The organism is Enterocloster sp. HCN-30185 (assembly GCF_037890305.1).
GTDB lineage: Bacteria > Bacillota > Clostridia > Lachnospirales > Lachnospiraceae > Enterocloster.
In genome coordinates this window covers 21448-41045 of sequence record NZ_JBBKBT010000011.1, presented here as the reverse complement: position 1 = coordinate 41045, position 19598 = coordinate 21448, and the positions used below count along the sequence as shown (strand labels likewise).

The window sequence follows — 19598 nt, the reverse complement described above, 5'->3', positions numbered from 1 at the left end:
ATTTTACTGTTAATTTTTAAATATACTGTGTTTCGTCCCTGTATTTTTTATACATTACTTCAAATGCCCCTGTTCTCAGTTCTCCATCTGCATAAACCGGAGTTCTCTTTTTGCAGTTCTCAATAAAGGCTTCCATTGTATTATATTCCTTCTGATCCCCACAGAAAACACAGTACGCAATCTCATCTCCATAACTGCGGTATTCACAGTTAAAGACCTGATCCTGATAGGGCTGCAGTTTTTTGCTGCACCACATTCCTATATAACCATTTCCCTTTTTTCCAAACAACCAGTGATCTTCCACCTTGTTCTGATCAAACTTTACACCAGGCCAGTATACATGAGTGAAGTGAATCGGATGCTCTTTTGGAATCTGATACACAGCTCCCAGTATTCCCTTTTCCTGACGCACAGCCGGCATTACACCATTTCCATACCAGTATCCCGGCCGCATCTGGCTGGAATCACAGGTGCCGCCTGGATGATTGGCAAAAATCTGTGTTTCACTATCCAAAGCACAGCTCCACATATGCTGCTGATACCCATAAACCCCAGGTTCAAAACAGGTTGTCCCATGGAACCGCTCATTCAAGGACTTTGTGTAAGCGTGGGAGGTTTTATCTACATTCTGTCTTTCTTCCAAAAGTGTCAAATTAACCCATCGGTCATAATCTGTATCTTTTCTTGGAGACTGAACAGATGTGATACAGTATGCCTCATTCTTCTCCAGCCGAATCACCGCATTTCCCGTATTATACTCTGTCAGAACAGGATCTCTCATAAGTTTTTTGAGGCCTTCCGGAATTTCGTAACGGCTGGTAGCGTAAAAGGCCAGCCATCCTTCCCCATAAGAGTATGGAACATCCGGATCAATCAGATTCATCAGAGCCTGCGCTCCCTGAAGGAACGGATAAATAACCTGACGATACACACGTCCCATAGGCGCAATCACGGAACCTTTATAGGTATGAAGAGCCAGCATTTCAAGCAGACGGTCTGTAACTTTGACTGCTCTGTCTGAAATTTCCTTCGGGGTATAGTCAATCACATTTAAGAGCCCGGCAAATGTCACACACATATATACTGTGCTGAGGAATTCTTCAAACCCTCTCTCCTCTACATCATCCAGCCATTGTTCTACTCTCTTTTTTCCTGCTTCCCACAGCTGACGGCCTGTCATGTGCGCACGGGTAAAATACTCTTCCGGATAAAATTCTCCTGCATTCATTGCAGATACATAGAACATCAGGGAGTGATTTTCACTCCAGAAACACATGGCATCTGATCCTTCCTGATCCATCCAATATCTGTAATTAAGTAGTACCTCCTTTACCCTATTCTTTAATTCATCATCTAACTCATAATTTTTAAGATACCTTACCAGACCGCAGACCAGAAAATCGGAACAGTCAAACCGTTTTTCAATCTGCGAAAGAGTTTCCAAAAACAGCTCTCTGTCTTTTGCTGTAATTCTTCCTGTTGCCTTTCGTGCCAGAATGTTAGAAATGGAAAATCCGAATTTTCCTCCCCGGCTTAAGGACTCTACATCGGAAATCCTATGATATATCGCTTCTTTATTTTTCTCATAGTCCATTACTTTCAGGAATGACGGCACAATCATCGCCGTATCTTCCATCCGTCTTGCAAGCTTCTGGCCCTCTGCCGTACATTCTACAACAATATACGGTCTGCCAGCTTCAAGAACCGCCTCTGTTGCCCCACCGATATCATGGCGTTCTACCTTTGTCTCTGCCTTAGCAAAATCAGGACTCATGGAATCATATCCCAACGTTGTTCCCTTTGGAGCAGGGGTGTGGCAGAAAAGTTTTCCGTCCTGTATGATCAGCTGATCCAGCCATTTAGCGCAGTTTAAAACGCAGTTTGTATGCTCCTCGTCCGGTAAAACCACACGAATTTCATCTTTATGATCAATAACTTGAATTCCAAAAAGTGTACGCGTATCCCTGACGCCCAGGGTCTGCAAACGAATATACAATCTGTTTATTCCCTTTTTCAGGTTAAACATAACATTCTGCTTCTGAATGGGTTTGTAAACCGGAGGAGCCATAGCGCAGACATGCTCACCATTGCACCAAAGATCAACAGATGCATAAGACCAGACCACAGCTCTCACCTGCATATCCTCCTCTGCTTCAAGCTGCGTGCAGGCATCCATCTCCACCCGGGTAAGTACAGAATAAAATGTGCTTAGGTCTACAAACCAGTTTCCATAGTTATAGTAATATCTCCACGGAAGACCCAGGCTTCCCGTTTCATTCAGTTTAACCCGATCCTGCGGCTCCTTTGTCTGAGGTCTGGTAAGAATCGATCGAAGGTATTTTTCATAACGAAGTTGATTTTCATCTGCTGTATGGTCAATAAACGGCTCTTCCCGCAGTCCCGATATCAGATACTGCATAATAAAACCTTCCTCATTCAGTCTGTTTTCCATCCTGATTTTCTCCTCTCTTTTGCTTATCCTTTTACAGCTCCCGCTGTCATTCCGCTCATAAAATGTTTACTGGAAAAAATATAAATTACCACAATCGGCACAATGGAAATAGTAGCTCCTGCAAACATCAGATTCCAGGCAGCCGTTCCGTCTCCGCTGTTTTTGAGCATGGTAACACCTACTGTCAGAGGACGCATTTTTTCATTAGACATCGTAAATACCAGCGGCATAATATATTCATTCCAGCCTCCTCTGAATGACAAAAGTGCTATGGTAGCTAAAATAGGTTTTAACAGAGGCAGAATTACCATATGGTAGATCTGGAAAAATGTACATCCGTCAATCATGGCCGCTTCATCTAATTCCTTTGGAATTGTATTTACAAAGCCTCTTACCAGAAAAATATAGGTTGTCTGCGCAGTTCCCGCCGCAATCAGTATAACACTTAAAAGTGACTGATTCATCTTTAATTTTACCGCCAATTCAAACAGTGGACGCAGTGTAACGCTTCCTACATTTACAAACATAAATGCTACAAACAAACTGTACAGAAGTTCTTTTCCACGGAAATTTTTCCTGGCAAATACATAACCGGACATACTGGTTGCAAACAGGGTTACCAGCATGACGCCCAAACTTATAATTACACTGTTTAATGTATAGCGTGCAAAATTTGCCTTTTCCCAGGCTTCCTTATAATTATCCAGGACAAATTTTTCAGGAAGAAGCTTTGTTCCTCCCCGAAGAAGCTCTGCGTTTTCTTTAAAGGAACCAAAGACAATATAGATCAATGGATACAGCGTAAATCCTGCTACAATAATGAGAAATATCGTCAAAATCAGACGGATACATTTTGTTTTTGTAGAGTACACACTATGATTCTTTTCCATGTTCCTCTCCTTTCCTAAACTACATCATCCAGTTTTCTTGCCACAAACATATAAATCGCAGTGACAATACCTATAATAAGGGCAGCAACAACACTTAACATTGTAGCGTATCCAATTTGAGGCGTTGTACTGGAACTGAATATAAGCTTATAAATATAAGAAAACATAACATGAGAACGATTGTTTGGACCTCCGTCTGTAAGTACCAGAATTGACTGATAGTCCTTAAATGCAGTGGTGATCGCCAGCATTAAAATAACCTTCAGAACCGGGCTCAGCATAGGCAGTGTAATATGGAAAAAGGTCTGTACTCCGTTGGCTCCGTCAATTCGGCTGCTCTCATAAATTTCCTCCGGAATACTGCTCATACCAGATATAAAATAAATCATGTAATTGCCGAAACCACCCCATACTGCTACAATCACAATCGAAAGCATAACAATAGAAGGATCCCCCAACCAGTCAATAGGAGCCTGGATGAGCCCCATTTTCTGCAGGGATGCATTTAAAACACCATTATACACCGCAAAAATAAATCCAAAAATCAAACTGTAGATTGCAGAGCTGATAACAGTAGGCATAAAATAAATTCCCCTGTATATCGAAGATCCTGTCAGCTTCTGGTTTAAAAGCACTGCCAGAAGAAGGGATAGCGGAATTACAAATAAAAGCTTCAGTCCTGCATACTCAAAGGTATGGAGTACACTCCGCCAGAAGGTTTCATCCTCCAGCATACGCATGAAATTTCTTGCCCCTGTAAAATAAGCATTAAATCCATTATAGTCATAACAAATATATCGAAACAGCCAGAAGAACGGATAAATCGACATTACCACTAACAGGATTACAGCCGGAAGCATCATGAATACAGCTGCAAAATCTCCCCTGGAGTTAGCCCTAGCAATTCGATCCCGAAACGATAATTTATTACTGCTTTTCATAGCCAGCCTCCTTTTTCTTTTATTAAAGTGTTATAAAACAGTAAGAAGGTGCTGCAAGACCTGTGACAGTCACCTTACAGCACCTCCTGCATTAACCATATCCGATCGTTACACCCAGCACCTATTCTGTATATTCTACCGTTCCCTCACCCGGATGCAGGGGATCAAAATCTTTGATGACAATACGTTTTGTTTTTCCTATCTTGATATCATTTTCCAAAGCCTCATTGTAGCGCTTATTCAAATCCGCAATGGCTTCATCTGCACTGATATCACCCATAATTGCTCTCCAGATTACAGTTCCATAAGGATCTCCTTCCAGCGTTACAGAAGGAACTGTCGGATATACGCTTTCATAATCAGTCAGCGCGAAATCTGCAAGACGTCCTGTCTTAGATTTATCTATAATGCCATCCATATAATCGGAAATCGGAAGATATAATCCAGCCTCCAGATAACCCTTTAAGAATTCTTCACTGCTGAAAAATTTGATTACTTCCCAAGCTTTATCCTTATGAGGACAGGAGGAAAACATCATATATCCCTTCTGAGGTTTAATTGCCTGGGCTCCCTTTCTGGTTCCGTCTAAAGACGGTACCTCTGCAACGCCCCACTCAAACTTATCAATGGGGAACTGAGAAGTAAATACTCCCGCCTCCTGAGAAGCATTTCCCCAGATACCAAACGTGCCCTCTACAAACTGTGCTCTCATCGCATCTACTCCCTGAGACATGGATCCCGGGAATACACTGTTATTTGTAAAGAATTTGGATGCTGTTTCAATCAAAGGTTTATATCCGTCAAAATTAAACTTTCCTTCTTTAAAGTCATAACGGTAAATACCGCTTGTCTCAGCGACTCCTTCCAGCCATCGTTCAAACGGTACAGACTGGGTAAAACCTACGCCATAAGTGGTTCCTTCTCCCTGCTGTGTGATCTTGTCAGCCAGTTCCACTACACCTTCCAGTGTGTCAGGAAATTCCGTATATCCTGCTTTTTCCACCAGTTCTTTATTATATTCGATTCTAGTACCGCTTCTCATTCCTGTCGGAATCCAGTATACATTACCATCAATTACATTTATTCCCTCAAACTGCAGCTTGCTGGCTTCTGTAACCTTTTCATATTCAGTATCCTTTATGTACTCATTTAAGGGCTCCAGTATACCAGCTTCAGCAAATGTCTTCAGATCAAATCCACTGGTTGCTGCTCCCACACCTGCAATATCCGGCGCGGTCCCTGAGGAATACGCTAATGACATCATATTTGCATAATCATCTGTAATTACATTTAATGCAATTTCGATTCCCTTATCATTCGTATTATTAAATTCCTCGATTTTTGACTCCACATACTCAGAATCATGTCGATCCTGTGTCCATACTGTGACAACTGTCTTTTCTCCGGAGTCTGCTGCCTCCTCCTTTTTTTCGGACCCAGCCTCTGCACTCTTTTCTGTCTTTGCCGGCTCCTGATCCTTGGCAGCATCACTGCTGCCTGAACATCCTGCTAATGATGCTGCCATTGTCCCTGCCAACATCAGACTCACCCATCTTCTCCTTCTCATAATAACCTCCTTTGTTACTTTTAACTTGTTATTCTGATTTTACCATTTAAAACTATATATTTTAATGGCTTATTCCAATATAAATATCACTTTTTTAATTATAATGCACTATATTTACAAAAAAAGACATTCTGTATCAGTGTTTATGCTGTAGCAGAATGTCTTTTTGCAATACTTTTTAATTTTCAGCACTGTCTCTTTTTAAATCATCTGGCTTTACGCTCAACTTTCTCCTTTTTAACCGTTCATTCACCGTATCCCGCAAAAGTGTATACAGCACGGAGCACAACGGAATAAAAATCAGCATTCCTACCACGCCCATCATACTGCCGCCCAGAGTTACAGCGACCAAAACCCAGATAGACGGCAGGCCCACAGAATTGCCTACCACATGGGGATAGATCATATTCCCCTCAATCTGCTGGAGAGTGAAAAATACCACACTGAACAGCAGCGCATCCATAGGGGAAATGATCAGCATGAGAAAAGCTCCTACCGCCCAGCCGATAAAGGCCCCAAATACGGGAATCAGCGCTGTAAATGCGATCAGAACACCGATGAGCAGCGCATAGGGCAGACGCAGCACCACAAGCACAATAAAAAACATAGAGCCCAGGATTACAGCTTCCATACACTGGCCTGTAAAGAAATTAGAAAATGTCCTTGAAGTAAGCGCTGCGATCCTCACAATCCCTTCAACGGTTCTCTCCTGAAGAAAAGCCGCCAGAAGCTTTTTTATCTGCCTGATAAGATTTTCTTTCTGAAGAAGAATATAAATTGAAAAAATAAAGCCGATCAGGAAAGTAGACATTCCATTCACAATGGATATGGCCGCAGAGAAGGTCGTATCCAGCATGGAGCCAGCTCCATTTTTCAAAAATTTCAAAGAGTCATTGAAAAGCTGCTGCCAGTCAATCTGGATCTGTTCCATATTGATAAGAATCTGGGGATTTTCTGCAAACAGCTGCTCAAGCCACTGACGGACTTCTCCGAAAAATACGGGGATACTGCTTTGAAGGCCTAATAGTGTGCGCACCAGCTGGGGAGCCACTACAAACATAACAAGAAACAGCACACCTGCCACCAGGAGGATGGACAGTGCCATACTCACAGGGCGCAGCAGACGGCTGCCCTTTTTCAGCACGTGGCTTAAGCTGCTCTCGATCCTGCGCATAGGTACATTTAGTACAAAAGCGATGGCTGCTCCCAGGATAAATGGGGCAGCCATATTAACAGCTGCCGCCAGCAGTCCCAGCACCTTTATATAATTGATGCCTACAATGACCGTAATCACGGTAAAGAGAATCAAGCCCCTTATTTTATTGATGGTATCGCGATTCAGTTCCATTTTCATTTCCTTTTCTTTACAATTTTCCTGCCTCTTCTAAAAATACAAGCCGGATTTCTTCCCTGGTTCCCTTAAGGGTTCCCTGAGCCATCATCGTACTTCCGCCGCCTCTTCCTGCAAGACGATCATTCATGGCCTTGCTTAAAATCCTCATATCTGCCTGGCTGCTGCCAAGAGCATACTGATACAGACCAGCTTCATCATTTCCGGAAAATACACCTGTAATCCTTCCCTTGTTCTGTTCATAAAGCAGGGTGGCAAACTGGCGGAGCTGAAGCGGCTCCATGCCTTCCTCAAAAAATTCCTCCGGTCCGTGGCTTTCAGGACATACTGCAAGCTTCAGCTGAAAGATCTGACGCCACATTTCCCCAATATGCCCGTCTTTTTGCTGGCTTTCCTGCTTAAGCTTTTCTACTGCCTCAGGAACCTGAGCTACTTTGGCGGAAAGAAAATTGGAAATGCGGATTTCATCCTTTAAACGGTTTCTGTAATCCAAAAGGGCCAGACGGCCGCAAAGCATGGAAATACGCACTCCGCCCTTATAATGGATCATCGTCCTTGTTTTGATTATACCCACTTCTCCCGTACGTTCTACATGGGTTCCGCAGCAGGCACACACATCCGCGCCGGGGATTTCCACAATACGCACCTGCCCGGTAAGCTCTTTTTTACTCCTGTATTCCAGATTTTTTAATTCCTCATCTGATGGATAAAGCACCTTTACCGGCACATTGGCATATACAATTTCATTTGCCTCATCCTCCAGCATCTCAAGCTGTTCCTGGGTGAGAACACCGTTAAAATCAATCGTTACTTCATCCGCTCCCATGTGAAAGCCCACATTGTCATAGCCGAAATGGCGGTGCACCAGTCCGGATAAAATGTGCTCTCCGGTATGCTGCTGCATCAGGTCATACCGTCTATTCCAGTCTATGATTCCCTCGGCCCGGATTCCTGCTTCAATGGGCTCTGCCAGCTCATGAACAATCTCCCCCGCTCTCTCATGGACGCTTAATACAGAAATCCCGTTGATTGTTCCTGTATCATAGGGCTGTCCGCCGCCCTCAGGATAAAAGCCGGTCTGATCAAAGACAGCCTCCCATGTTCCTTTTTTTGATGGTGTACATGACAAAACGGTACACATAAAGCTTTTTACATAAGGTGTTCCGTAATATAAACGATTCTGATCCATTTTTTCTCCTCCGGTCCCATACGCATAATCTGCTGTCCGTTTTATACACGGACAGGACTGTAACAGATTATACTACATTTTGTCAGGCTCTTCCATTTAATTTTTCTAAAATTTTTTCGTATTTTCAGAAACATGAGCAAGCTTCCCTTCATATGATACATTGTAATCAAACAGTTCTGGAGGAACAAAAATGAGTGATGTAGCAGCAACAAATTGCGGATGCGGATGTGACTGCGGGTGCGGATGCCAGTCAGGAGGCGGCTTTAATATCATCTGGCTGATCCTGATCCTGTGCTGCTGCGGCGGAGGCAGCTTCGGCGGCGGATGCTGTGAACATAACCACGGCGGCGGATTCGGATGCGGATGCGATATCATCTGGATCCTTCTGATCCTGTGCTGCTGCGGCGGAAACAGCTTCTGCTGATTCCCCTGCGCACAGACTTAACGCTTTAACCCCCTTATCTTCCTCACAGGGCCGCAGACCGGCAGGCGCAGACAGCGTCCGAAGGGCTGCGGCCCTGTCCTTTAAAAAATAAGCCGAAGAAAAAGCGGCCCTCAGCCGCCCTTTCTCAATCCGTCCATCTTATCCCCGTCCGCCCGGTTTGTGAACTGCTTCCGGAGAAGATTTCAATGGACATCCCATTCCCTGGCAGCCGTTTTGACCGCCCATTTTTTCGTCCCTTTTTCTCAAAAGACAGGCTTCATCTATTTCATATACAGCATTTCCATCTATAACAAGCTTTCCATACATATACATTAACCTCTTTTTCCATACTTTGCGTTTTTGAAAATGGGGAATATCAATCCTTCCCTTATTTTATATATATGCATGAGATTCCCAAAAACAGCATATGTTTAGACCAAAGCATGAAAGCTGGTGAAGCAGTATGGCGAACCCTTCAGGGGAAAGCAGTGATTATAAACTCACCGATCTGGACTATCTCATTGGTGACCACCACCTTCAGATGATCAAGGCTGCCCTGCCTTTTTTAGAAGTACCGGAACAAAAAGCTGTATCTGTATTTGTAAAAGCTCAGGAATTAAAAAATACATTGGAGCTTTTTGAAACAGAAGAAATAGCTTCCATGGGAATCTGTTCTCTGGAAGAACCTCAGTCCCGCGGCTCTGTCAAAGAGCTTTTAAAGGCGATACGGCCTTATGGAACCCCACAGGAACAGGATCTAATCGATCTGGCAAAAGCCTTTATCGAAGGGCAGACCCCCATGGAACAGCTGCGCCGTCTCCTGTCTCCGGAACAGCAGGCCCGTTTTGAAACACTTCAAATGATGGTCACGGCTTTCCAGGCCATGGCATAATGCTTCGTACAAACATTCATTCTAAAAGGGAATCGTACATGCAGATCCCGGAAAGGATTACATAATTATGGACGACAGCTGGAAAAATGATCCCCGTCTTAAGACTATGGACAAAGAAAAACTGGAGCTTCTGACCCGCTTTGCCGAACAGGCAGGCCGATCCAAAAAGGAAGAGCTTCCCCAGACCCTTATGGCGATTCACTTAGAATCCCAAAAACAGGGAATCCATTTTAATGACAAAGAGACCGCTCTCCTTATAAATATCCTCAGCGCCCATATGACGCCCAAGGAAAAAAAGAAGGTCGATCTCTTAAAAATGATCTCTCAAAAACTTATGGCTGGAAAATAGTCCCAAATCACACAGATATTTTGTCAGCAGAGGCGGACTCGTCATCCGTCACTGCCGACAATAACAATCTTCGTATCCGATGTTACGTTCTTTATCAGCTCCTCCATCCGTTCCTGAGGCAGACAAATGCAGCCTGAAGAACCTTTATAGGAGGAATCCATAAAACAGTGAAGAAAGATAGCAGAACCCTCTCCCGGCACACAATCTGCATTGTAGGTCAGATTCAGAGCATAATTATAATAGGGCGAGGCCTGAATGAGGTTTTCGCCCGAAACCCAGTCCTTTGATACAGAAGATGTATTTACAAGGCGGTTATAATATGCACTGGCAGGATCATCCACCCAGATATCTCCCTGGACAATCTGGTGATAAGGCAGCACACTTCCCGGATCCTCCAAAAGGCCGAATGCCAGATCAAAGCTGTAAACTCCAGCCGGTGTGGCCTTATCCCCTTCCTTTTTGTTTTCTGTGATCCCCTTGCTTCCCACATAGCCCGGCTCTGTCCACATATGCCGCCAGCCATCCTGCATATGCACATAGTAGGAAATATCAGCCTCACAGCCGACCGTTCCTTTAACAAGGATCAACTGATCTGTACTCTGAAACTGATCCTGCTTTTTTTTCTCGTCATGAGTTTTTATCTCACCAGGTCCGCCGCTCATTGACCCTGTCTCAGCCTGTCCCGCTGCAAAAGCCGTTGCCGTCCCAAACATCAATGCTGCACAGATGCATACTCCAACAGCAGTGCCCATCCTTTTTCTTTTGTACATATCTCCTACCTCCGCTCCAGCGCCTTTTTCACAATATAGGCAGCTTCTTCCGCATCCTTTTTATCCACATAGGCATAGTACGAGGTCTGGCGTCTGAGAGTTTCTCCCACAGAAGCCGCAGTACCAGTCATCCGATTTACAGTAGTACCGTTTACATGTTTTGTTTCATATCTTATTCCATGTTCCTTAAGCGCTGCTGTTATCCGAAAGAAAAGCTCCGGATCCGTATTCATAAATATTTCTTTCTTTGAAAAACCAAACATAGAAGCACACACTCCTCTCTGATGATTTCATTCTACCATAGATTGATCCGAAAATCTCTTACAGTTTCCTGAATGTATGCCTCTGTTTTGACGATCTGTTTCTGTTTTCTATGTTTCTTCTGATCCATCTGTATCTGCCTGAGAATCCTGATATGTTTTATCACTGATACGCAGAACAATTTCCTCCGGATCCACCCGCAGTTCAATCGCATCACTCATAAGCTCAGGAATATTCTTCACCATTACCACTGTGCCTACCGCCATTCCATCCAGGTCAATGGTAATCGTATCGATCATGTCCGCCGGGAGAGATGCATATGGGATCTCCATCATCATCTTCTCCAGCTGGTTCCCAGCCTTTTCTTCATTCTCAAGCAGAATGTGGATTACACTGTTTACCTTCTCATCTGCAACCAGCGCCTGAAAGCTGAGGTGAAGGATTTCGTTATTCAGCGTGTTCAGGCTTTTTTCCTTAATCTGCGCCGGAATAGCCTGTCCCTCCAAGTCAATGGCAATCTTACTTCCCTCTCTTAACTGCCGCACCAGCCTGCGGGCCTCTGCCTCCTCCATCTGAATAGAAATGGACTCAGGAAGGGACTTTCCAATAATATTACCCGGAACCATCCCCAACTGTCTCAACCGCTTTGCCTTTATTCCAGTATCTCTCTTTTTTACATGAATCTGATCCATAATTTCGCCTCCTTATAGACTATATATGCCGTGTGCGGCGAAATATGCCTGAAAAAAGAGGAGACCTTTCGCAACATACGAAAATCTCCTCTCTTTTTCTCAAATTATTTGCAGACAATATTTACAATTCTTCCAGGAACGTAAATCTCTTTTACGATATTTCCTGCCAGCTTGTCCTTTACCGCTTCTCTTCCCTGAGCGATCACATCATCCTTTGCAATATCAGCAGGTACGTTGATGACTGCGCGGGTCTTGCCGTTTACCTGAACAGCGATCTCAATCTCGTCGTCCTTCATGGCTTCCTCATCGCACTCCGGCCACTGGGAATGGAATACGCTGTCTGTGCCGCCCAGCTGGCTCCACAGCTCTTCGCCGATATGAGGTGCAAATGGAGCAAGGAGAGTAACGAAGGTCTTTAAGGTTTCTTTATCGATTCCGCCTTCCTTCTTTGCCAGCTCGATAAACTTGTTGTTGTACTCCATAAAGCCGGAAATAACGGTATTTAAGCTGAACTGGTTGAATCTCTGCTCAATATCATATACCAGCTTATGGCGGAGCTTGATCATTTCCTTTGTCGGCTGGATATCCTTATCCTTGCTGTCCATGACCAGGTTCCAGAAGCGATTTAAGAAACGGGAAACGCCCTCGATCCCTCGGTCATCCCACTCTGCATCCAGCTCCGGCGGTCCTACGAACAGCTCGTACAGACGCAGGGAATCACAGCCGTAATCTCTTACCAGGTCATCCGGGGAAACGACATTTCCCTTGGACTTGCTCATCTTGATGCCGTTCTTTCCGGTGATCATACCCTGGTTAAAGAGCTTCTTAAAGGGCTCATCAAAATCGACAACACCGATATCGCAAAGGAATTTGGTGTAGAAACGGGAATACAGAAGGTGAAGCACCGCATGCTCTACGCCACCGATATACATATCTACAGGAAGGTACTTATCTGCCTTTTCTCTGGAAACAAGGGCCTCACTGTTGTGGCTGTCCACATAGCGCAGGAAGTACCAGGAGGAACCGGCCCACTGAGGCATGGTATTGGTCTCTCTCTTTGCAGCAGCTCCGCAGACCGGACAGGTGGTATTGACCCACTCGTCAATGGCAGCCAGAGGAGATTCACCGGTACCGGTAGGCTGATAGCTCTCTACCTCAGGCAGACGCAGCGGAAGCTGATCCTCCGGAACAGGCACGCAGCCGCACTTTGGACAGTGGATGATCGGAATGGGCTCGCCCCAGTATCTCTGACGGGAGAATACCCAGTCGCGCAGCTTGTAGTTGACTGTCTTGCGTCCAAAGCCCTTTTCCTCGATCATCTGAGGAGCTTCTTTTTTCAGAACAGAGGACTCCATGCCGTTCCATTCGCCGGAATTGATCATGGTTCCACTTGCCTCTGTATAGGCTTCAGTCATATTTTCAATTTCCTTGCCGTCCTTTGCGATTACCTGAACGATAGGAAGGCCGAATTTCTTAGCAAATTCAAAGTCTCTGTCATCATGGGCAGGTACACACATGATGGCACCTGTGCCGTAATCAGCCAGTACATAATCGGACAGCCAGATTGGCGTCTTTGCTCCATTTAAGGGGTTGATGGCATAGCTGCCTGTAAAAACGCCGGTCTTTTCCTTTGCCTGCATACGGTCTACGTTGGAACGCATGGAGGAATCGAAAATATATTTTTCAACGGCTTCTCTTGTCTCATCGGTAGCCAGGCTCTTTGCCAGCTTGTGCTCCGGAGCCAGAACCATAAAGGTTGCGCCGTGAAGGGTATCAGGTCTTGTAGTATAAACGGTGATCTTTTCCTCTCTGCCGTCAATGGGGAATTCCACCTCGGCGCCGTAGGATTTGCCGATCCAGTCCGCCTGCATCTTCTTAACCTTTTCCGGCCAGTCTAATTTGTCAAGATCATTTAACAGGCGCTCTGCGTAGGCCGTGATCTTTAACATCCACTGACGGAGGTTCTTCTTTGTAACAGAGGTTCCGCATCGCTCGCAGCAGCCGTTTACCACCTCTTCGTTTGCAAGGCCGGTCTTACAGGAAGGGCACCAGTTGATAGGGAATTCCTTCTCATAGGCAAGTCCCTTTTTAAACATCTGCACAAAGATCCACTGCGTCCACTTGTAAAACTCAGGATCTGTGGTATTTACTTCCATATCCCAGTCATAGATTGCAGCAATCTGCTTGATCTGGCGCTTGATATTGGTAATGTTGGCCTCTGTGGACTTTGCAGGATGAACGCCCATCTTGATGGCATAATTTTCTGCCGGAAGTCCAAATGCATCCCATCCCATAGGATGGATCACATATTTGCCTCTTAACAGCTGATACCGGCTCCATACATCAGAGATTACATAGCCTCTCCAGTGACCTACATGAAGGCCGCTTCCAGATGGATACGGGAACATATCCAGGCAGTAGTATTTTTCTTTCGTTCCGTCATTTACATTGATCGGATTTTTTTCCCAGTTCTCACGCCACTTCTTTTCAATGGCGCTGTGATTGTACTGTGATGCCATAATTCATTCCTCCGTTAATATTAGTGCTCAGAGCTGGACACACTTTCCTGTAAAACAAAAAACCGCATCTCTTAAATTGCTTCAAGAGACGCGGTCATAGTTCCACGCGGTACCACTCTGATTCGCATGGTAAGCCCATGCGCACTCATCTGCCCCTGTAACGGTGGGCACTCCGGCTTTTCCTACTCAGACTGGCAAATGCCCTTCAGAAAAGCTGCTCCAGGACCAGTTCAGTATCCTCCTGCCGCCGGCTCTCAGCCTCTACCGGCTCTCTGTGAGACAAAATAAATACGTACTACTTCCTGTCAATGCATTTATACTGAATCTTAATTTAACACATTTGACAATGGCTGTCAATATACTGTCAAAAAAAGCCGTGGCTGTTTATACCGCCAAAAACTTACAGGCGTTCGATAATTGCCTTTGTATATGCTTCCGTTCCAGCGCATCCGCCCAGATCCGGCGTTAGAATCGTTCCATCCTTTAATACCTCATCCACTGCTCTTCGGATTTTTGCAGAAATCTCCTGCTTTCCCAGATGCTCTAACATCATGCAGGCGGACCACAAAAATGCAGTGGGATTGGCAATTCCCTTTCCTGCGATATCGGGGGCGCTGCCGTGAACTGCCTCAAACATGGCAAAGTCCGTTCCCATATTGCTGGAGGGCAGAAGACCCAGTCCGCCGATGAGCCCGCTGGTAAGATCCGACAGAATATCTCCATACAGATTTTCTGTCACTATTACGTCAAAGGTTTCCGGATGCATTACCAGCTGCATGGCTACATTATCAACGATCTTATCCTCTGCTTCAATTCCAGGATATTCCCGGCTGATCTCGTAAAAAACATCACGGAACAGGCCGTCGGAAAGCTTCATGATATTAGCCTTATGGACGCAGGTTACTTTTTTTCTTTTGTTCTTTACCGCATAGTCAAAGGCGGATCGGACAATGCGCTCACTGCATTTTCTGGTAATGATTTTAATGGAATGGGCCGTATTCTCATCAATCTTTTCTTCCACGCCTGCATAGAGATCCTCTGTGTTTTCTCTGAACATTACAATATCCACATGTTCAAAGGGCGTCTTAACTGCAGCGTTAGACTTTGCAGGGCGCATATTGGCGTAAAGATCGTATTTTTTGCGCAGCGTTACATTCAGCGAACGGAAGCCGGTTCCTAATGGAGTCGTGATCGGAGATTTTAAAAGCACATGGGTCTTTTCAAAGGAAGCAAAGCCTTCTTCCGGTATCAGAGCACCATTTTCCTCATACTCTGCCGCTCCTACACGGAAAATCTCATAATCCAGATCTGCACCTGCCGCATCCAGGATTGCAAGCACTGCATCTGTAATCTCCGGTCCAATGCCGTCTCCCTTAAATACTGTGATTGTATTCATTTCCATGACTTATCTCTCCTCCATTGGCATATAGTCCTTATTGTCCCCTACATACTTGGTAGCAGGACGCATGATCCGTCCGTCATACAGCTTGTTTTCGATATTGTGGGCCACCCAGCCTACCATACGGCTGCACATAAATAATGGTGTATACAGGTCTCTGGGAATATTTAACATTCCATAAGCAAAACCACTGTAATAGTCTACATTGGTAGGCAGAGCCACACCCTTTCTCTCCTTCATAACCTCCAGGGCAGCATTTTCAAACCTCTGGCGGAAGTCAAATTCCGTCATCTGCTTTTTCTCCTTAGCCACCTCTGCACAGCAGGCTCTGAGCATATCTGCACGGGGATCGGAAACCGTATAAACCGCATGGCCGAAACCGTATACCAGACCAGAACCGTCATACAGCTTTCCATCCATCAGCTTATGGACTGCAGCCCGCAGCTTTTTATCATCTGCCGTATAGCCTCCGACTTCATCCAAAACTGCATCCATCATTTCTGCCACCTTGATATTGGCGCCTCCGTGTCTGGGGCCTTTTAAAGAACCGATGCTGGCAGATACGGTCGAATAAATATCTGTCCCTGTAGAGGAAATTACCACGTTGGTAAAAGTAGAGTTATTTCCGCCGCCATGATCCGCATGAAGCATCAGGATCGTATCTAAGAGGCTGGCTTCCTTATCCGTAAACTTCTGATCTTTTCTCAGAACACTCAGGAAATTTTCTGCAATGGAATATTCCGGATTGGCATAATGGATAAAGAGGCTGTCTCTGTTATAATAATGAACCTTACTCTGATAGGCATAGCAGGCAATGGACGGCAGCTTTGCCACCAGGTTGATTCCTTTTACCAGCGTTTCATATACATCTGTATTGTCTGGATCGTCATCATAATTATACAGGGTAAGAACCGCATCCTGCAGCTTGTTCATCAGGTTCTTTCCCGGCATCCGCAGCAGGTTCATTTCCACAAATTCATCTGGTATCTCATAACAATCTCTTAAGATTGCACAGAACTGATCCAGCTCCTTTCTTTTTGGAAGATACCCAAAAAGCAGAAGGAAGCATACCTCCTCATAGCCGAAATGGCTGTTCAGCTTTCCCTTTACCAGATCGACCACATTGTAGCCTCTGTAATAAAGCTCTCCGGGAATCGCCACAATCTGTCCGTCCGCTCCCTCACTGTATCCTACAACATCTGCAACCCGTGTAAGCCCAACACGGACACCTGTGCCATCCTCATTTCTCAGACCTTTCTTTACATTGTATTCCTTATACCATTTATTAGGAATATCTGTATAATTCTGAGACTTTCCATAAAACTGTGCAAGATAGCTTTCTCTTGTCATGGCGGTTCTCCTTTCTGATTTTAATGACGGTTTCTGTTATAGTTGATCAGACATCCGGCCTTTACGATCTGCCGTTCTTCAGCCGTCATGTCTGCCATATAAAGCCTGATTTCTTTTATCGGTGCAGTTCCGTCTTTTCCCAGAACATACGCCGGAATTTCCTTTAAATCTCCTTCCAGGGCAGCTTTTATTCCGGGTACATAAATGTAATCACCCACTTCAAAATCCGGCTCCTCCTCCATCTGGAAGGGAAGCATACCCCAGTTAATTACATTGGAGCGGTAGCGCTTGGTCGCATACTCCTTACAGATATTTGCAAGACCGCCCAGCACTCTCTGGCAGCTGGCCGCCTGCTCTCTGGCAGATCCGTCGCCTGGTTTTACAGCATAAACCATGCTTCCAAGCTCTGTGTCATCCATTTTTACCATTTCATTTCCGGAAATGGTACGGATGGCTGCAAAGATACCTTCAAGAGCCGGTTCTGCTTCCAGCTGCGCTCCGGTGCCCCTGGTTCTTCTGGCTGTTTCCAGAGCTCCCGCCTCCTTGGCGCGGCCCACATACTCCGGATCCCTTCTGGATAAAGTAAACTCTGCCAGCCCCAGAGGATTGGAGCGGTAGGATGAGGTCTCGCCGGAGGGAATCAGCTCATCCGTAGTCGTCACAGGATCCAGAATCTTTGAACATACCTTTAATAAAATATTGTCTGTCAGCGGGCTCATCTCCGGCCAGTCTTTGATATTCGGCCCGTATACCAGATCTGCAGACGCATCACCCGCTCCAAAGCCTGTGTATACCCGGTTTCGATAAGAAGTATCGTCATATTCATACTCAGGCACCTGATCCCAGCCGTCCATCTCCCAGGCAGAAGTCAGTCTGCCTCCGTTTGCCGCTGTTGCCGCAATGGAACGGGCATCCATCAGCGCTACTGCTGCCATCTGTCCGTTTCCAGGCTTGGAGCCTTCCCGGTTAGGGAAATTCCTGGTAGTGTGGCGGATACTTAAACCATTATTGCAGGGCGTATCACCTGCGCCAAAGCAGGGGCCGCAGAAGGCGGTGCGGACAATGGCTCCCGCGTTCATCAGATCCGAAACAGCTCCCTTCTTTACCAGATCTGCAAATACAGGCTGAGAAGAAGGATAGACTGCCAGGGAGAACTCGCCGCAGCCGCAGTTTCTTCCCCGAAGGGCCTGAGCCGCTTCCATTACATTTGTATAATTTCCGCCGGCGCAGCCTGCAATCACTGCCTGCTGTACCATCAAATCTTTTCCCTGTACCTTATCAAGCAGGGTAAAGGATGCACGGCCGCCTGAAATCCTTGCAGCTTCCTTTTCCACCAGAGCCAAAATATCCGTCAGATTTTCCTTCAGCTCGTCAATCTCATATGTATTGCTGGGATGGAACGGCAGAGCGATCATGGGCTTTACCGTAGAGAGATCCACATACACACAGCCGTCATAGTAAGCCACATCAGCGGGATCCAGCTGTCTGTAATCCTCTTCTCTGTGATGCTTTGCCAGATAGTCCCTGGTGTCCTCATCAGTGCGCCAGATGGAGCTTAAACAGGTAGTTTCTGTGGTCATCACATCTACGCCGTTTCTGAAATCCGTTGTCATGGAAGAAACGCCGGGGCCTACAAATTCCATCACCTTATTTTTCACGTATCCATTTTTAAATACAGCCCCGATAATCGCAAGGGCAATATCCTGAGGCCCGGTTCCCGGTCTTGGCGCTCCGTCCAGATATACGGCAACTACGCCGGGATAAGACACATCATAGGTATCCTTAAGAAGCTGCTTTACCAGCTCTCCGCCGCCCTCTCCTACTGCCATGGTGCCGAGAGCGCCATAGCGGGTATGGCTGTCGGAGCCTAAAATCATCTTTCCGCAGCCTGCCATCCGCTCTCTCATGTACTGATGGATCACCGCAATGTGCGGAGGTACATAGATACCGCCGTACTTCTTTGCCGCAGAAAGCCCAAACATATGATCATCCTCATTGATGGTGCCGCCTACTGCGCAGAGTGTGTTGTGACAGTTCGTCAATACATAGGGAATAGGAAACTGCTCCATCCCGGAGGCTTTGGCTGTCTGGACGATCCCCACAAAGGTAATATCATGGGAAGCCATACTGTCAAAGCGAAGTTTTAAGTGCTCCATGTCCTCCGTTGTGTTGTGCGCCTTTAAAATAGAATAGGCAATCGTACCCTTTTTGGCAGTCTCACGGTCTGCCGCTTTTCCAGTTAGTGCCTCTACCTTTCCTGCTTCCTTTTCCGGAACCAGCTCTGTTCCATTTACCAGATAAACGCCGCCTTCATATAATGATACCATGCTCTCTACCTCCCGGATTCTCCTGTCTGTTTCCAAATCTGTGAATTCGTTGTTTTTTATACTATAAATCACAGATGCTTATTTGTCCAGTTGAAAAGTTGTAATTGATACAGCTTTTTAGTTGTGGCAAAACCGAATCTCCTGTACTCAGCACTGTTATTTACTATCACTTCACACTGTTAAAATATCTGTTTTGGCTTTTTGACAGTGTATGCGGCGGCTGTT

At 45.6% G+C, this 19598-nt stretch carries 17 protein-coding genes and 1 other annotated feature; of the genes, 3 read left to right on the top strand and 14 right to left on the bottom strand.

Annotated elements, in window-relative coordinates; all coding sequences use genetic code 11:
• Positions 1-16 precede the first annotated feature (16 nt).
• The 6 genes from WKT10_RS11805 to WKT10_RS11780 all read right to left on the bottom strand — a co-directional run bounded on the left by WKT10_RS11805 (position 17) and on the right by WKT10_RS11780 (position 8390).
• Positions 17-2452 (bottom strand): hypothetical protein, encoded by a 2436-nt coding sequence (locus tag WKT10_RS11805; protein WP_317438911.1) that lies wholly within the window; start codon positions 2450-2452, stop codon positions 17-19.
• Positions 2453-2475: 23 nt separating this feature from the next.
• Positions 2476-3342 (bottom strand): carbohydrate ABC transporter permease, encoded by an 867-nt coding sequence (locus tag WKT10_RS11800; protein ID WP_066549054.1) that lies wholly within the window; start codon positions 3340-3342, stop codon positions 2476-2478.
• A gap of 14 nt (positions 3343-3356) precedes the next feature.
• Positions 3357-4283: a carbohydrate ABC transporter permease gene (locus tag WKT10_RS11795; protein ID WP_296038127.1), complete on the bottom strand. Its 927-nt coding sequence runs from the start codon at positions 4281-4283 to the stop codon at positions 3357-3359.
• A gap of 121 nt (positions 4284-4404) precedes the next feature.
• The gene (locus WKT10_RS11790; protein WP_340277367.1) at positions 4405-5850 is read right to left on the bottom strand and encodes an ABC transporter substrate-binding protein; all 1446 of its coding nucleotides are present in this window, start codon (positions 5848-5850) and stop codon (positions 4405-4407) included.
• A 178-nt stretch (positions 5851-6028) separates the two neighbouring features.
• Positions 6029-7198, bottom strand: a complete 1170-nt coding sequence (locus WKT10_RS11785; protein ID WP_340277365.1) for an AI-2E family transporter — start codon at positions 7196-7198, stop codon at positions 6029-6031.
• Between the two features lie 16 nt (positions 7199-7214).
• The gene (locus WKT10_RS11780; RefSeq protein WP_340277363.1) at positions 7215-8390 is read right to left on the bottom strand and encodes an alanyl-tRNA editing protein; all 1176 of its coding nucleotides are present in this window, start codon (positions 8388-8390) and stop codon (positions 7215-7217) included.
• Positions 8391-8580: 190 nt separating this feature from the next.
• Between WKT10_RS11780 and WKT10_RS11775 the strand changes: the two genes are divergently transcribed.
• On the top strand, positions 8581-8814 hold the full coding sequence (locus WKT10_RS11775; protein WP_066549066.1) for a hypothetical protein: 234 nt from the start codon (positions 8581-8583) through the stop codon (positions 8812-8814).
• A gap of 159 nt (positions 8815-8973) precedes the next feature.
• On the opposite strand, the gene WKT10_RS11770 is transcribed toward WKT10_RS11775, so the two are convergent.
• On the bottom strand, positions 8974-9141 hold the full coding sequence (locus tag WKT10_RS11770; protein WP_340277359.1) for a hypothetical protein: 168 nt from the start codon (positions 9139-9141) through the stop codon (positions 8974-8976).
• A 136-nt stretch (positions 9142-9277) separates the two neighbouring features.
• On the opposite strand from WKT10_RS11770, the gene WKT10_RS11765 reads away from it, so the two are divergent.
• The gene (locus WKT10_RS11765) at positions 9278-9706 is read left to right on the top strand and encodes a hypothetical protein (protein WP_317438906.1); all 429 of its coding nucleotides are present in this window, start codon (positions 9278-9280) and stop codon (positions 9704-9706) included.
• Between the two features lie 67 nt (positions 9707-9773).
• The gene (locus WKT10_RS11760; protein ID WP_066549070.1) at positions 9774-10055 is read left to right on the top strand and encodes a hypothetical protein; all 282 of its coding nucleotides are present in this window, start codon (positions 9774-9776) and stop codon (positions 10053-10055) included.
• A 41-nt stretch (positions 10056-10096) separates the two neighbouring features.
• Here WKT10_RS11760 and WKT10_RS11755 read toward each other — a convergent pair whose 3' ends face one another.
• From WKT10_RS11755 to WKT10_RS11725, 7 genes are all read right to left on the bottom strand, one after another.
• Positions 10097-10825 carry a L,D-transpeptidase family protein gene (locus WKT10_RS11755; protein ID WP_340277357.1) on the bottom strand — a complete coding sequence of 243 codons (729 nt, stop codon included), beginning with the start codon at positions 10823-10825 and terminating at the stop codon, positions 10097-10099.
• Between the two features lie 5 nt (positions 10826-10830).
• Positions 10831-11088, bottom strand: coding sequence for a hypothetical protein (locus WKT10_RS11750; RefSeq protein ID WP_340277354.1), 258 nt, complete (start codon positions 11086-11088; stop codon positions 10831-10833).
• 108 nt (positions 11089-11196) lie between these two features.
• Complete coding sequence (locus WKT10_RS11745) at positions 11197-11778, bottom strand: 50S ribosomal protein L25/general stress protein Ctc (RefSeq protein ID WP_178275755.1); 582 nt, start codon at positions 11776-11778, stop codon at positions 11197-11199.
• A gap of 104 nt (positions 11779-11882) precedes the next feature.
• Entirely contained in the window at positions 11883-14297 is a 2415-nt protein-coding gene (gene leuS / locus WKT10_RS11740) for a leucine--tRNA ligase (protein ID WP_340277349.1), read from the bottom strand.
• An 81-nt stretch (positions 14298-14378) separates the two neighbouring features.
• Positions 14379-14615, bottom strand: a binding site (T-box leader).
• Positions 14616-14697: 82 nt separating this feature from the next.
• Positions 14698-15699: an isocitrate/isopropylmalate dehydrogenase family protein gene (locus WKT10_RS11735; RefSeq protein ID WP_340277347.1), complete on the bottom strand. Its 1002-nt coding sequence runs from the start codon at positions 15697-15699 to the stop codon at positions 14698-14700.
• A gap of 3 nt (positions 15700-15702) precedes the next feature.
• Entirely contained in the window at positions 15703-17046 is a 1344-nt protein-coding gene (locus WKT10_RS11730; RefSeq protein WP_337434377.1) for a citrate synthase, read from the bottom strand.
• Between the two features lie 20 nt (positions 17047-17066).
• Positions 17067-19373 carry a hydratase gene (locus tag WKT10_RS11725; protein ID WP_340277345.1) on the bottom strand — a complete coding sequence of 769 codons (2307 nt, stop codon included), beginning with the start codon at positions 19371-19373 and terminating at the stop codon, positions 17067-17069.
• Positions 19374-19598: the final 225 nt, after the last annotated feature.

Coding starts and splice junctions, on each gene's coding strand:
- WKT10_RS11750 (WP_340277354.1), bottom strand. CDS start 11,088: ATGTTTGGTTTTTCAAAGAAAGAAATATTTATGAATACGGATCCGGAG.
- WKT10_RS11800 (WP_066549054.1), bottom strand. CDS start 3,342: ATGGAAAAGAATCATAGTGTGTACTCTACAAAAACAAAATGTATCCGT.
- leuS (WP_340277349.1), bottom strand. CDS start 14,297: ATGGCATCACAGTACAATCACAGCGCCATTGAAAAGAAGTGGCGTGAG.
- WKT10_RS11765 (WP_317438906.1), top strand. CDS start 9,278: ATGGCGAACCCTTCAGGGGAAAGCAGTGATTATAAACTCACCGATCTG.
- WKT10_RS11770 (WP_340277359.1), bottom strand. CDS start 9,141: ATGTATGGAAAGCTTGTTATAGATGGAAATGCTGTATATGAAATAGAT.
- WKT10_RS11745 (WP_178275755.1), bottom strand. CDS start 11,778: ATGGATCAGATTCATGTAAAAAAGAGAGATACTGGAATAAAGGCAAAG.
- WKT10_RS11790 (WP_340277367.1), bottom strand. CDS start 5,850: ATGAGAAGGAGAAGATGGGTGAGTCTGATGTTGGCAGGGACAATGGCA.
- WKT10_RS11760 (WP_066549070.1), top strand. CDS start 9,774: ATGGACGACAGCTGGAAAAATGATCCCCGTCTTAAGACTATGGACAAA.
- WKT10_RS11725 (WP_340277345.1), bottom strand. CDS start 19,373: ATGGTATCATTATATGAAGGCGGCGTTTATCTGGTAAATGGAACAGAG.
- WKT10_RS11785 (WP_340277365.1), bottom strand. CDS start 7,198: ATGGAACTGAATCGCGATACCATCAATAAAATAAGGGGCTTGATTCTC.
- WKT10_RS11805 (WP_317438911.1), bottom strand. CDS start 2,452: ATGGAAAACAGACTGAATGAGGAAGGTTTTATTATGCAGTATCTGATA.
- WKT10_RS11735 (WP_340277347.1), bottom strand. CDS start 15,699: ATGGAAATGAATACAATCACAGTATTTAAGGGAGACGGCATTGGACCG.
- WKT10_RS11755 (WP_340277357.1), bottom strand. CDS start 10,825: ATGTACAAAAGAAAAAGGATGGGCACTGCTGTTGGAGTATGCATCTGT.
- WKT10_RS11775 (WP_066549066.1), top strand. CDS start 8,581: ATGAGTGATGTAGCAGCAACAAATTGCGGATGCGGATGTGACTGCGGG.
- WKT10_RS11795 (WP_296038127.1), bottom strand. CDS start 4,283: ATGAAAAGCAGTAATAAATTATCGTTTCGGGATCGAATTGCTAGGGCT.
- WKT10_RS11780 (WP_340277363.1), bottom strand. CDS start 8,390: ATGGATCAGAATCGTTTATATTACGGAACACCTTATGTAAAAAGCTTT.
- WKT10_RS11730 (WP_337434377.1), bottom strand. CDS start 17,046: ATGACAAGAGAAAGCTATCTTGCACAGTTTTATGGAAAGTCTCAGAAT.